At 44.8% G+C, this 12,867-nt stretch carries 21 protein-coding genes; all 21 read left to right on the forward strand.

What is annotated here, in order from left to right; translation table 11 throughout:
* The first annotated feature begins 31 nt into the window (after nt 1-31).
* The 21 genes from rplN (at nt 32) to DW642_RS13420 (ending at nt 12,809) form a co-directional block, all read left to right on the forward strand.
* Entirely contained in the window at nt 32-400 is a 369-nt protein-coding gene (rplN, locus tag DW642_RS13315; RefSeq protein ID WP_022461656.1) for a 50S ribosomal protein L14, read from the forward strand.
* A 10-nt stretch (nt 401-410) separates the two neighbouring features.
* Complete coding sequence (rplX, locus tag DW642_RS13320; RefSeq protein ID WP_022461655.1) at nt 411-752, forward strand: 50S ribosomal protein L24; 342 nt, start codon at nt 411-413, stop codon at nt 750-752.
* A gap of 20 nt (nt 753-772) precedes the next feature.
* Nucleotides 773-1,312, forward strand: a complete 540-nt coding sequence (rplE, locus tag DW642_RS13325; protein ID WP_022461654.1) for a 50S ribosomal protein L5 — start codon at nt 773-775, stop codon at nt 1,310-1,312.
* A 16-nt stretch (nt 1,313-1,328) separates the two neighbouring features.
* Complete coding sequence (locus DW642_RS13330) at nt 1,329-1,514, forward strand: type Z 30S ribosomal protein S14 (protein ID WP_022461653.1); 186 nt, start codon at nt 1,329-1,331, stop codon at nt 1,512-1,514.
* Nucleotides 1,515-1,538: 24 nt separating this feature from the next.
* The gene (gene rpsH / locus DW642_RS13335; RefSeq protein WP_022461652.1) at nt 1,539-1,940 is read left to right on the forward strand and encodes a 30S ribosomal protein S8; all 402 of its coding nucleotides are present in this window, start codon (nt 1,539-1,541) and stop codon (nt 1,938-1,940) included.
* Nucleotides 1,941-2,020: 80 nt separating this feature from the next.
* On the forward strand, nt 2,021-2,560 hold the full coding sequence (gene rplF, locus DW642_RS13340; RefSeq protein WP_022461651.1) for a 50S ribosomal protein L6: 540 nt from the start codon (nt 2,021-2,023) through the stop codon (nt 2,558-2,560).
* Between the two features lie 17 nt (nt 2,561-2,577).
* Nucleotides 2,578-2,946: a 50S ribosomal protein L18 gene (gene rplR, locus DW642_RS13345; RefSeq protein WP_117510471.1), complete on the forward strand. Its 369-nt coding sequence runs from the start codon at nt 2,578-2,580 to the stop codon at nt 2,944-2,946.
* A 20-nt stretch (nt 2,947-2,966) separates the two neighbouring features.
* Entirely contained in the window at nt 2,967-3,476 is a 510-nt protein-coding gene (gene rpsE, locus DW642_RS13350; RefSeq protein ID WP_022461649.1) for a 30S ribosomal protein S5, read from the forward strand.
* Between the two features lie 14 nt (nt 3,477-3,490).
* Entirely contained in the window at nt 3,491-3,673 is a 183-nt protein-coding gene (rpmD, locus tag DW642_RS13355; RefSeq protein WP_022461648.1) for a 50S ribosomal protein L30, read from the forward strand.
* Nucleotides 3,674-3,685: 12 nt separating this feature from the next.
* On the forward strand, nt 3,686-4,126 hold the full coding sequence (rplO, locus tag DW642_RS13360) for a 50S ribosomal protein L15 (RefSeq protein WP_022461647.1): 441 nt from the start codon (nt 3,686-3,688) through the stop codon (nt 4,124-4,126).
* A complete protein-coding gene (gene secY / locus DW642_RS13365) occupies nt 4,126-5,442 on the forward strand; it encodes a preprotein translocase subunit SecY (protein ID WP_022461646.1) in 1,317 nt (438 codons plus the stop codon). Before rplO ends, secY begins: the two co-directional genes overlap by 1 nt.
* Before the next feature lie 167 nt (nt 5,443-5,609).
* Complete coding sequence (locus tag DW642_RS13370; protein WP_022461645.1) at nt 5,610-6,254, forward strand: adenylate kinase; 645 nt, start codon at nt 5,610-5,612, stop codon at nt 6,252-6,254.
* 3 nt (nt 6,255-6,257) lie between these two features.
* The gene (gene map, locus DW642_RS13375; RefSeq protein WP_022461644.1) at nt 6,258-7,028 is read left to right on the forward strand and encodes a type I methionyl aminopeptidase; all 771 of its coding nucleotides are present in this window, start codon (nt 6,258-6,260) and stop codon (nt 7,026-7,028) included.
* Nucleotides 7,025-7,276, forward strand: coding sequence for a KOW domain-containing RNA-binding protein (locus DW642_RS13380; RefSeq protein WP_022461643.1), 252 nt, complete (start codon nt 7,025-7,027; stop codon nt 7,274-7,276). Before map ends, DW642_RS13380 begins: the two co-directional genes overlap by 4 nt.
* A gap of 3 nt (nt 7,277-7,279) precedes the next feature.
* Entirely contained in the window at nt 7,280-7,498 is a 219-nt protein-coding gene (gene infA, locus DW642_RS13385; protein ID WP_022461642.1) for a translation initiation factor IF-1, read from the forward strand.
* A gap of 683 nt (nt 7,499-8,181) precedes the next feature.
* Entirely contained in the window at nt 8,182-9,648 is a 1,467-nt protein-coding gene (locus DW642_RS13390; RefSeq protein WP_158555030.1) for a VanW family protein, read from the forward strand.
* A 293-nt stretch (nt 9,649-9,941) separates the two neighbouring features.
* A complete protein-coding gene (rpmJ, locus tag DW642_RS13400) occupies nt 9,942-10,055 on the forward strand; it encodes a 50S ribosomal protein L36 (protein WP_003022746.1) in 114 nt (37 codons plus the stop codon).
* 297 nt (nt 10,056-10,352) lie between these two features.
* Nucleotides 10,353-10,721, forward strand: a complete 369-nt coding sequence (rpsM, locus tag DW642_RS13405; RefSeq protein WP_117510474.1) for a 30S ribosomal protein S13 — start codon at nt 10,353-10,355, stop codon at nt 10,719-10,721.
* Between the two features lie 50 nt (nt 10,722-10,771).
* Nucleotides 10,772-11,164: a 30S ribosomal protein S11 gene (gene rpsK / locus DW642_RS13410; RefSeq protein ID WP_022461574.1), complete on the forward strand. Its 393-nt coding sequence runs from the start codon at nt 10,772-10,774 to the stop codon at nt 11,162-11,164.
* Nucleotides 11,165-11,180: 16 nt separating this feature from the next.
* Nucleotides 11,181-11,774: a 30S ribosomal protein S4 gene (gene rpsD, locus DW642_RS13415; RefSeq protein ID WP_022461575.1), complete on the forward strand. Its 594-nt coding sequence runs from the start codon at nt 11,181-11,183 to the stop codon at nt 11,772-11,774.
* 72 nt (nt 11,775-11,846) lie between these two features.
* Nucleotides 11,847-12,809 carry a DNA-directed RNA polymerase subunit alpha gene (locus DW642_RS13420; protein WP_117510475.1) on the forward strand — a complete coding sequence of 321 codons (963 nt, stop codon included), beginning with the start codon at nt 11,847-11,849 and terminating at the stop codon, nt 12,807-12,809.
* The last annotated feature ends 58 nt before the right edge of the window (nt 12,810-12,867 follow it).

The raw sequence follows: 12,867 nt of genomic DNA on the forward strand, positions 1-12,867 counted from the left end.
GAGATCAGAATGCTAAAGGAGGAATACCAGCATGATTCAGCAGGAAACTAGACTGAAAGTCGCTGACAACACCGGTGCAAAAGAAATCTTATGCATTCGTGTTATGGGCGGTTCTACAAGAAGATATGCCAACATTGGTGATGTAATCGTTGCTTCGGTCAAAGATGCAACACCAGGCGGCGTTGTTAAAAAAGGTGACGTAGTAAAAGCTGTTGTTGTAAGAAGCGTAAAAGGCGCTCGTCGTAAAGACGGTTCTTACATCAAATTTGATGAGAACGCAGCAGTTATTATCAAAGATGACAAAACTCCAAAAGGAACCCGTATTTTTGGACCAGTAGCCAGAGAGCTTCGTGAGAAACAGTTCATGAAGATTGTTTCCTTAGCTCCGGAAGTATTATAGGAGGACAGCTATGTCAATGAAGATTAAAAAAGGCGATACCGTAAAGGTAATCGCCGGCAAAGATAAAGACAAAACCGGCAAAGTAGTCAGCGTTGACGTAAAGAACAACCGTGTTGTTGTTGAAGGCGTAAACATGATTACAAAGCATGAGAAACCGTCTATGAGCAATCAGCAGGGCGGAATCGTTAACAAAGAAGCTCCTATCGATGCATCCAACGTAATGCTGGTTGTAAAAGGAGTTCCGACCCGCGTTGGAATCAAAGTTGAGATGGTTGAGAAAAACGGCAAAACAAAAGCTGTTAGAACCCGCGTTGCAAAAGCAAAAGAGCTGAACGGCGCAGTAATTGATTAAGGAAGAGAGGAGGCAAAACCGTGAGTAGACTGAAAGATCTTTACAACGAGCAGATCGTTGATGCAATGACCAAAAAATTTGGATACAAAAACGTGATGGAAGTGCCGAAGCTCTCCAAAATCGTAATCAACATGGGTGTTGGTGAAGCTAAGGAGAACGCTAAACTTCTGGACGCTGCAATCAGTGATATGGAAGCTATCACCGGACAGAAAGCAGTTACCACCAAAGCGAAAAATTCCGTAGCAAACTTTAAAATCCGTGAGGGTATGCCGATCGGATGCAAAGTTACCCTTCGTGGCGAGAAAATGTACGAGTTCGCAGACCGCCTGATCAACCTGGCACTGCCTCGTGTACGTGACTTCCGCGGCGTAAATCCGAACGCTTTCGATGGCAGAGGAAACTATGCTCTTGGTATCAAAGAGCAGCTGATTTTCCCAGAGATCGAGTATGATAAAGTTGATAAAGTCAGAGGTATGGACATTATCTTCGTTACCACTGCTAACACAGATGAAGAAGCTCGTGAATTACTGACATTATTCAACATGCCATTCGCAAAGTAATAGGAGGAATTGATTCATGGCTAAAACAGCAATGAAAATCAAACAGCAGCGCAAAGCTAAATTCTCTACAAGAGAATACAATCGTTGCAGAATTTGTGGCCGTCCACACGCATATTTAAGAAAATACGGAATCTGCAGAATCTGCTTCCGTGAATTAGCATACAAAGGCCAGATTCCTGGCGTTAAGAAAGCTAGTTGGTAAAATTTTAGAAGGAGGCAAATTCAAATGAGTATGAGTGATCCGATTGCAGATATGCTTACAAGAATCCGTAACGCTAACACTGCAAAACATGATACAGTAGATGTTCCGGCATCCAAAATGAAAATCGCAATCGCTGATATCCTGGTAAACGAGGGATACATTGCAAAATATGAACTCAGCGATGAGGGTGCATTCCAGAATATGCACATCACCCTGAAATACGGCGCTGACAAAAACGAGAAGATCATCACCGGTCTGAAGAGAATCTCCAAACCGGGTCTGAGAATCTATGTTGGCAAAGATGAGCTGCCGAGAGTACTTGGCGGACTTGGAATCGCTATTCTTTCCACAAACCAGGGTGTTATCACCGATAAAGAAGCTCGTAAGCTGCAGGTCGGCGGCGAGGTTCTGGCATTCGTTTGGTAATAGAAACGAAACAAGGCAACTGAAAACAGAGAGAGCTTAAAGCTCTCTCCGAAAATCTAAGTTAATAGGAGGAAATTGGTATGTCACGTATTGGAAGACTGCCAGTGGCAATTCCTGCAGGTGTAACAGTAGACATCCAGGAAAACAACCACGTTGTAGTAAAAGGACCAAAAGGAACATTAGAGAGAACTCTCCCGTCTGAAATGACCATCAAACTGGAAGACGGACACGTAGTAGTTACAAGACCGAACGATCTGAAGAAAATGAAAGCTCTTCATGGTCTGACCAGAACTCTGATCCACAACATGGTAATTGGTGTTAGCGAAGGCTATACCAAAACACTGGAAGTAAACGGTGTAGGTTACAGAGCTGCAAAACAGGGCAACAAATTAGTTCTGTCTCTTGGATATTCTCATCCGGTAGAGATGATCGATCCGGAAGGACTCTCCTCCGCTGTAGACGGCAACAAGATCATTGTTTCCGGTATCAGCAAAGAGAAAGTTGGCCAGTATGCCGCTGAAATCAGAGACAAGAGAAGACCTGAGCCATACAAGGGCAAGGGAATCAAGTATGCTGATGAAGTGATCAGACGTAAAGTTGGTAAGACTGGTAAGAAATAATTAAGGAGAGTGTGAACATGATTAGTAAAGTATCAAGAGCGCAGATGCGCCAGAAAAAGCATAGAAGATTACGTAATCATATCGTAGGTACTGCACAGCGTCCGCGTCTGTGTGTATTCCGCAGCAATAACCATATGTATGCTCAGATTATCGACGATACGATTGGAAATACTTTAGTTTCTGCTTCTACTCTTCAGAAAGATGTTAAAGCAGAGCTTGAGAAAACCAACAATGTAGATGCAGCAGCATATCTTGGAACCGTTCTTGGAAAGAGAGCTGTAGAAGCAGGTATTACTGAAGTTGTATTTGACCGTGGCGGATTCATCTACCAGGGAAAAATCCAGGCATTCGCAGACGCAGCTAGAGAAGCTGGGCTGGTATTCTAAGAAAGGAAGGAAAAGAACACATGAAGCATACAATTATTGATGCAAGCCAGTTCGAACTGGAAGAAAAAGTCGTATCAATTAAGCGTGTTACAAAAGTTGTTAAAGGTGGTCGTAACTTCCGTTTCACAGCTTTAGTAGTTGTCGGCGACGGCAATGGACACGTAGGCGCAGGCCTTGGAAAAGCAGCCGAGATTCCGGAAGCTATCCGCAAAGGTAAAGAAGACGCTATGAAGAAACTGGTAAGCGTAGCAATCAATGAGAACGGAAGTATCACTCATGACTACGTAGGTAAATTCGGAAGCGCAGAGGTTCTGTTAAAGAAAGCTCCTGAAGGTACTGGTGTCATCGCTGGTGGCCCAGCCCGTGCCGTAATCGAGTTAGCTGGTATTAAGAACATCCGTACAAAATCCCTTGGATCCAGAAATAAGCAGAACGTAGTTCTGGCTACCATCGCTGGTCTGTCTGAGCTGAAGACTCCAGAAGAAGTAGCAAGACTTCGCGGCAAATCTACAAACGAGATCTTTGCTTAAGGAGGATGTGAAAAATGGCAGATAAATTAAAAGTAACACTGGTGAAATCCCCGATCGGATGTGTTCCGAAACACAGAAGAACCGTGGAAGCACTGGGTCTGAAAAAAGTTAACAAGACGGTAGAACTGCCGGATAACGCAGCAGTTCGCGGCATGGTTAATCAGGTTTCTTACCTGGTTAAAGTAGAAGAAGCATAAGGAGGTACCGTAATGGACTTATCTAATTTACAGCCGGCTGAAGGTTCCAGACAGAACGATAACTTCCGCAGAGGCCGTGGACATGGTTCAGGAAATGGTAAAACAGCAGGTAAAGGCCACAAAGGACAGAAAGCACGTTCCGGAGCACCGAGACCGGGATTTGAAGGTGGTCAGATGCCTTTATACAGACGTCTTCCGAAGAGAGGTTTCAAAAACAGAAACTCCAAGGAAATCGTTGGAATCAATGTAGATGCTCTGAATCGTTATGAGGACGGAGCTGTTGTAACCGTAGAAACTATGATTGAGACTGGTCTTGTTTCCAATCCGAGAGATGGCGTAAAAATCCTTGGAAACGGTGAAGTCACCAAAAAACTCACTGTAAAAGCAAATGCTTTCAGCGAGAGCGCAAAGGCAAAAATTGAAGCGGCAGGTGGAACAGTCGAGGTGATCTAATGTTTAAGACCTTTATCAATGCATTTAAGGTCAAAGATGTTCGTCGCAAAATATTTTATGTGCTTATGATGCTTGTTGTCATCCGGTTAGGCTCTCAGATGCCTGTACCGGGTGTCAATACAAGCTTTTTTGCGAATTATTTTGCAAATAATACGAATGAGGCATTCAGCTTCCTGAATGCATTCACGGGCGGCGGTTTCGACCGTTTCTCCATCTTTGCTCTGAGTATTACACCGTACATTACTTCTTCCATCATTATTCAGCTGCTCACCATTGCAATTCCACGACTTGAGGAAATGCAGCGTGACGGCGAAGAGGGAAGAAAGAAAATGACTGCGATTACTCGTTATGTGACAGTAGGTCTTGCATTGTTTGAGTCTGTTGCCATGGCAGTAGGCTTTGGACGCCAGGGACTCCTCACCACTTTTAACGCAGTTAATGTGATTGTTGTAGTGGCAGCTCTGACAGCCGGTTCTGCCTTCCTTATGTGGGTGGGAGAACAGATCAACGACAAGGGCGTTGGAAATGGTATTTCTATGGTCCTGTTAATCAACATCCTTTCCAGAATCCCGCAGGATATGGTAACCCTTTACGAAACCTTCGTAAAAGGCAAAACCATCGCGCGTGGTCTGCTGATGTGGATTATCATCGCTGTTGTGATCATCGCTGTTGTTGTGCTGGTACTGATCCTGAATGGCGCTGAGAGAAGAATTCCGGTACAGTATTCCAAGAAAATGGCCGGAAGAAAAATGGTTGGCGGACAGTCATCCAATATTCCGCTGAAGGTAAATACAGCGGGCGTTATCCCGATCATCTTTGCATCATCCATCATGTCTTTCCCATCGATTATCCTGTCGTTTGTCGGAAAGTCGGATATCAAAGGTATCGGCGGAACGCTGATCAAGATGCTGAATTCCAACAACTGGTTTGATAAAACCAATCCAGTTGCTTCGCTGGGCCTGATTCTCTACATTGTCCTTGTTATTTTCTTCGCTTATTTCTATACCTCCATCACCTTCAACCCGATGGAAGTTGCAGATAACATGAAAAAACAGGGCGGCTTTATCCCAGGCATCCGCCCGGGTAAATCCACGGTAGATTATCTGAACAATCTGCTCAGCTATATTATTTTTATCGGTGCAGCAGGTCTTACCATTGTTGCAGTGATTCCATTTTTCTTTAATGGATTTTTCAAAGCGAATGTATCCTTTGGAGGTACTTCTCTGATCATTATTGCCAGCGTAATTCTGGAAACCTTAAAACAGATTGAATCCATGATGCTGGTACGCAATTACAAAGGATTCTTAAACGATTAAGGCATAAGAGGGACTGTCTGGATAAGACAGGCCCTTTCTTTTGTTTAAAGCGCTTTTAAAGAGGCTTTAACAGAGAAAATTTTTGCTATTGTGGTTTATTTTATGGTATAATAGGGTAAATTACACGCAGTGGATTGCTGCAAATTCAAACATGGGAGGAAAAGCGCATGAAAATTATTATGTTGGGGGCACCTGGTGCCGGAAAAGGTACACAGGCAAAACAGATCGCTGCAAAATATGAGATTCCTCATATTTCAACCGGCGATATCTTCCGCGCAAATATCAAAGAGGGAACCGAGCTTGGAAAGAAAGCGAAAGCATTCATGGACAAGGGAGAACTCGTTCCAGACGAGCTGACCTGCGATCTTGTTGTAGACCGTATTTCCAAACCGGACGCAGCAAAGGGCTACGTGCTGGATGGCTTCCCAAGAACGATTCCGCAGGCAGAGGCACTGACCAAAGCCCTGGAAGCACGCGGAGAGAAAATTGACTACGCAATCAATGTAGAAGTACCGGATGAAAATATCGTTCACCGTATGGGCGGACGCCGTGCCTGCATCGGATGCGGAGCAACCTATCATGTAGAATTTAACGCACCAAAGGTAGAAGATGTATGCGATACCTGCGGCGGCGAGCTGGTTCTCCGTGATGACGATAAACCTGAGACCGTACAGAAGAGACTGTCTGTATACCATGCTCAGACACAGCCTCTGATTGACTACTATAAGAAAGCCAATGTTCTGGTGGAAGTTGACGGAACCCAGGATATCAACGTGGTATTTCAGGATATAGTAAAGATTTTAGGAGCGTAAAGGATGTCCATATCAATTAAAACTGCCCGGGAAATTGAAAAAATGCGCCGTGCCGGTGAACTGCTGGAGAAGGTACACGATGAATTAGGCCGCGCCATCCATCCGGGAATGTCAACCTGGGAAATCAACAAGCTCGGAGAAGAGATGATCCGCAGCTTCGGATGCACTCCCAACTTTTTAAACTATAATGGGTATCCGGCTTCGATCTGCGTTTCTGTGAACGAAGAAGTGGTTCATGGAATCCCAAGTAAAAAACGGATTCTGAAAGAGGGCGACATTGTCAGCCTGGATGCGGGACTTATCTATGAAGGATACCATTCCGACGCAGCCCGCACACACGCGGTCGGTGAGATCTCGCCGGAGGCAAGAAAACTGGTGGAAGTAACACGCCAGGCCTTTTTTGAAGGAATCAAATACGCAAAAGCAGGCCATCATCTTCATGAGATTTCGGCGGCGATCGGTGCATACGCAGAGAGCTTCGGCTACGGCGTTGTCCGCGACCTGGTAGGCCACGGCATCGGAACGCACCTGCACGAAGATCCGGCAGTGCCGAACTTCGCACAGCCAAGCCGCGGCGTCCGTCTGCAGCCTGGCATGACGCTCGCCATCGAGCCGATGATCACAGCCGGAGGCTATGCAGTCAGATGGCTGGATGATGACTGGACCGTTGTGACAGAAGACGGCTCTCTTGCCGCACATTATGAGAACACGATTCTGATTACGGAGGGAGAACCGGAAATTCTGACACTTTCGCATACGGAGGAGGATTTATGAAACCGATTGTGAAAGGAATGTTTGCCAGAAGCCTGGCCGGCCACGATAAAGGAAAGCTGTATGTGATTTCGGATGTACAGGAGCCATACGTATTCCTGGTGGACGGAAAAATCCGTACCGCCAACCGGCCGAAAAAGAAGAAGCTGATTCACGTACAGCCGGATTACGAAATGACGGATGCGGTTCGTGATGAAGATATCCGTAAGGCATTAAAAGAAAAAAGTTGCAAAGAGTTGAAGGAGGATTAATCAATGTCTAAGGCAGATGTAATTGAAGTAGAGGGAACTGTCCTCGAGAAATTACCAAACGCAATGTTTAAAGTAGAACTGGAAAATAAACACGTTGTACTGGCTCATATCAGCGGAAAGCTGCGTATGAACTTTATCCGTATTCTTCCGGGAGACAAAGTAACCATCGAGCTGTCCCCATACGATCTGGACAAGGGACGTATTATCTGGAGAGATAAATAAGAAATACGATAAAAAAAGCCATCCGGCATGCCGGATGGCTTTTTCTCTGTATGTGTTTCTCTGTATTCATCCCCAATAACAGTAACCGTTCTACAGAACAAAGATTTCGATCACCGGCCTTCAGATTTCTGACAGCCACAAAGCAAGCACCAGTCTGCAAACCCTGCAGCATCCGCGGCGGCGGGCATCTGAATTTCTTTTCAGTCCCTTTTGAAACCTTCCAGATGTATTATGCAATATTTTAATAGAAAAAGCAATGAAAAAAGTATAAAATTTTATGAAAACTTTTTGTAAAAACCAGGAGAATTTGTGCACTTTTGAAACAAAATTTTTAAACCGTCAGAAAAAAAAGAAAAAGTGAAAAGACAGGAGAAAAGAGCGGCCGGAAAACCGTGAAAATGACAGATGAGGGCTCGAAAGCGACAGAAGAATATATGTTTGTGAATTCTGTGTGAAGTTGAAATATTTGGTTGAATTCTCAAAATAATGTGATACAATGCAATAGAGAAACTTTACGGAGAAATTTTACCGGGAAGGATCTCCTGTGCGGTGCGGTAAAATCCATGTACCGGCAGAAATCAGGGAAACATTTTATGAAACAGCAGGCTGCAGTCTGAAAAAAATTCGGATCTGCAGCAATGGCATCGCTGCTCCTTACAGATAACAGGAAAGGAAAATGTGCAATGACAAAAAGGGGAAAGAAAAAAGGCCTTGTTGCAGCATTGAGCGTAGTTGCAGTGATTGTTTTACTTGCCGCTGCATATGGAATCTTCTGTCTGATCATCGAGGATGACAAAATCTGGGCAGATGCTTCTATTAACGGAGTAAACATTCAGGGAATGAGCAAAAAAGAAGCTGCGCAGACAGTAGAACAGAAGTTTGAAGAAGATTATAAAGATACAGCTGTTACCGTTGAGCTGGATGGTCAGCAGTATACGATGAACGTATTTCCAATGCTGGGGATGGATGCTTCCGCAGAAATTGAAAAAGCATATGAAAAAGGCCATGGAAATCTTCTGGTTCGCGGTCTGGAGTGGGTCGAGATGAAATGGGGAAAGGCAGAGAAGCTTTCCTATGATGTGCAGCCGACTGCGACCCATCCAGATGAGGTGGAAGGAATTGTACAGGCATCCGGCATTCAGGATTACAACTCCATGCAGGATACTACATATGAAGTAACAGATACCGGCCTGATCGTGCATAAAGGCATTTCCGGAACCAGACCGGATGTGGATGCCTTAAAACAGCAGATCCAGACGAATGTGACAGCAATGAATTTCCAGGATGTAATTTCCTGCCCGACGGCAGAAAATCAGCTGACAGAACCGGATTTTGCCGGAATTGCAAGCCAGATTTATACCGATCCCGTCAATGCGACGCTGGATCCGGATAACGGATATTCCGTTGTGGCATCGAAAAACGGAACCTCAATGAATGCGGACAATGCGAAAGCCGAGTATGAGAGTGCAGAAGAAAATACGGATATCACGATTCCGTTTACATTTACCGAGCCGGAGATTACAACCGAGAAGATGAACGCAAACCTGTTTAAAGACACGCTTGGAAGTTACAGCTCCAGCGCAGCGGGTGGAACGAGCGGAAGAATTCACAACGTCGGACTTACGGCATCTATATGCAACGGACAGATTGTTCTGCCGGGAGAAACCTTCTCTTTTAATGGTGTCGTAGGTGATACAACGGCGGAAAAAGGATATCAGGAGGCAGCAGGCTATCAGGATGGCAAAGTCGTCCAGGTACTTGGAGGAGGCGAATGCCAGGTGTCCTCCACACTGTTTTCCGCTATTTTGTACACAGACCTTGATGTGGTGGAAAGAGCCAACCATTCGATGCCGGTACATTATGTGCCGTCTGGAATGGATGCAACCGTATTCTGGGATTCACCGGATTTCAAATTTGAAAATAATCATAAGTACCCGGTGAAAATTGTGATGAATATGGACAGCAGTGACACACTGACCGTAAAAATTCTCGGAACAAAAGAAAACGACTATACCATTGAGCCAAGGGTAAAGCAGATCGATGAAATGAGTAATGTAACGTATCGTGATTACAAAGATGCAAGCGGAAATGTAGTAAAATCAGAATCCGTATGCGCAAGCAAATACAAACCGCTGAACTCAGGATCATGATGCAAAAAAAGATGTTACCTGTAAAAACAGACGGGACAGAGAAAAAAAATCTGTCCTGCCTGTTTTTTTTCTTACCGGTGGGAGAAATGAAAAAATGCACAGAAAAGGAGCAAAAAAAAGTGAAAAAATATGTAAAAAATTCCTTGCATTTCCGGGGACAAAATGCTATACTATAAAACGAACTTTTGCGCGTGGACTTTTTTCTAACCCACAAAAAGAAAGCGCATCCCAAAAGTTTACAACAGAAAATTCCCCTACACGGGGCGCTAGGAGCAAAGAAAGGAGGATTCATCATGAAGGTTAGATCTTCTGTAAAACCGATCTGCGAGAAATGCAAAGTTATCAAAAGAAAAGGTAGCATCAGAATCATTTGTGAGAATCCAAAGCACAAACAGCGCCAGGGCTAATCCGTCATTAGGCTTGATCGTAATTGTGCAGATTTTAAGTGCGGCTGCAGCAAAGATGCGCGTGAGTGCGTTGTTTTGCTGTTAATATTATAAAGTGAGACACCTGGCAGACAAAGCAGCCAGGACACCTCCGGCGGATGGACGCGCGGAGCGCAGACATCCCTTATAATATTGCTTAATACTCCCATCTGTCAGGTGGCAGAAGGAGAAAGGTCGTGCGAACACGGCTGGATACACGCATACCTGTATCCCAATTAGGAAAATATTAATGTTTTAGAAAAATGGAGGACAAAGTACATGGCTCGTATAGCTGGTGTAGACTTACCAAGAGACAAACGTGTTGAGATTGGTCTGACCTATATCTACGGAATCGGTAGAACAAGTGCAGATCGTATCTTAAAAGAGGCTGGAGTAAATCCAGATACACGCTGCAGAGATTTGACAGACGATGAAGTAAAGAGACTCAGCGCAGTTATCGATGAGACTCAGGTTGTAGAGGGAGATCTTCGTAGAGAAATCGCTATGAACATCAAACGTCTGCAGGAGATCGGATGCTACAGAGGTATCCGTCATCGTAAAGGCCTTCCGGTTCGTGGTCAGAAAACAAAGACCAACGCAAGAACCCGCAAAGGTCCTAAGAGAACTGTTGCAAATAAGAAGAAATAATTTAACCAGTAGTCCAATATAAGATTAAGAAAGTGTAGGTTAGTTTTAAAATGGCAAAAGTGACAAAGAAAACGACAAAACGTCGTGTCAGAAAAAACGTTGAACACGGACAGGCACATATCCAGTCTTCCTTCAATAATACAATCGTAACACTGACTGATGCAGAAGGAAACGCTCTTTCATGGGCAAGTGCCGGCGGTCTGGGATTTAGAGGTTCAAGAAAATCTACTCCATACGCAGCTCAGATGGCTGCAGAAACTGCTACCAAAGCAGCGCTGGTTCATGGCTTAAAGACTGTTGACGTTATGGTAAAAGGACCAGGATCAGGTCGTGAAGCTGCAATCCGTGCCCTTCAGGCATGCGGTCTTGAAGTTACAAGCATCCGCGACGTAACACCGGTTCCGCACAACGGATGCCGCCCACCAAAACGTAGAAGAGTCTGATTAGGAGGTTAAGAACATGGCAGTAAATAGAGTACCAGTCCTGAAAAGATGCAGATCCCTCGGAATGGATCCTGTATATCTTGGAATTGATAAGAAGTCCACAAGACAGCTGAAAAGAGCAAACAGAAAAATGTCTGAGTATGGTCTTCAGTTAAGAGAAAAACAGAAAGCAAAATTCATCTACGGCGTTCTGGAGAAACCTTTTGTTAACTATTACAAAAAGGCTGACAGAATGGAAGGACAGACTGGTGAGAACCTGATGATCCTTCTTGAGCTCCGTCTGGACAACGTTCTGTTCCGTATGGGAATGGCTAGAACCAGAAAAGAAGCACGTCAGATCGTTGACCACAAACACGTTCTGGTTAACGGCAAACAGGTAAATATCCCGTCTTACCTTGTAAGCGCTGGTGATACCATCGAAATCAAAGAGGGTAAAAAATCCTCTCAGAGATATAAAGACATCGTAGAGGTTACAGGCGGCCGTCTGACTCCAGAATGGATCGAGGCTGATCTTGAGGCACTCAAAGGTGTTGTAAAAGAGCGTCCTACCCGCGAAATGATCGATGTTCCGGTTGACGAAGTGCAGATCGTCGAGCTGTATTCTAAATAAAGAATCGCCATACGCGGAAGGCTTTATTCCCATGAGTAATGAGCCAACCAATTTAAAAGGAGGGGCTTTCGAGTGTTTGATTTTAACAAACCGAAAATTGAAATTACTGAGATTTCTGATGACAAGAAGTACGGCAGATTTGTGGTTGAACCTCTGGAAAGAGGCTACGGTATCACATTAGGTAATTCTCTTCGCAGAATTATGCTTTCTTCCCTCCCTGGAGCAGCAGTAAGCCAGGTTAAAATCGAGGGCGTTCTTCATGAATTCAGCTCCATCCCTGGAGTAAAAGAAGACGTTACAGAAATCATCATGAACCTGAAGAGCCTTGCAATCCGCAATAACAGCGTAACCAACGAAGCAAAAGTTGCTTATATTGAGTTCGAGGGCGAGGGAGTTGTAAGAGCATCCGATATTCAGGTAGATCAGGATATTGAGATCATGAATCCGGATCAGGTAATCGCAACCCTGAACGGCGGCCCGGACAGCAAGCTGTACATGGAGCTGACGATCACAAAAGGCCGCGGTTATATCAGTGCTGACAAAGGCAAGAGCGATGACATGCCGATCGGCGTTCTCGCTGTGGATGCTATCTATACACCGGTTGAGCGTGTAAACCTCAAAGTGGAGAACACCCGTGTAGGTCAGATTACCGATTACGATAAACTGACACTGGATGTTTACACCAGAGGAACACTGGATCCGGACGAGGCAGTCAGCCTGGCAGCTAAGGTTTTAAGCGAGCATCTGAAACTCTTCATCGATCTGTCTGAGAATGCGAAGACAGCAGAAGTTATGATCGAGAAAGAGGACAATGAGAAAGAGAAAGTTCTGGAGATGAACATCGACGAGCTTGAGCTTTCCGTGCGTTCCTATAACTGCTTGAAACGTGCCGGTATCAATACCGTAGAAGAGCTGTGCAACAAAACTTCCGAAGACATGATGAAGGTTCGTAACCTGGGCCGCAAGTCTCTGGAAGAGGTACTTGCAAAGCTGAAAGAACTGGGACTGTCACTGAGTCCTGGGGACGGAGAATAAATCACAGCGATTTATCTTTCCGTTTGATTTGTAGACGAAAACCCCCTGTCAGTAAGTC

This window comes from Blautia sp. AM23-13AC, assembly GCF_003435675.1.
Taxonomy (GTDB): domain Bacteria; phylum Bacillota; class Clostridia; order Lachnospirales; family Lachnospiraceae; genus Fusicatenibacter; species Fusicatenibacter saccharivorans.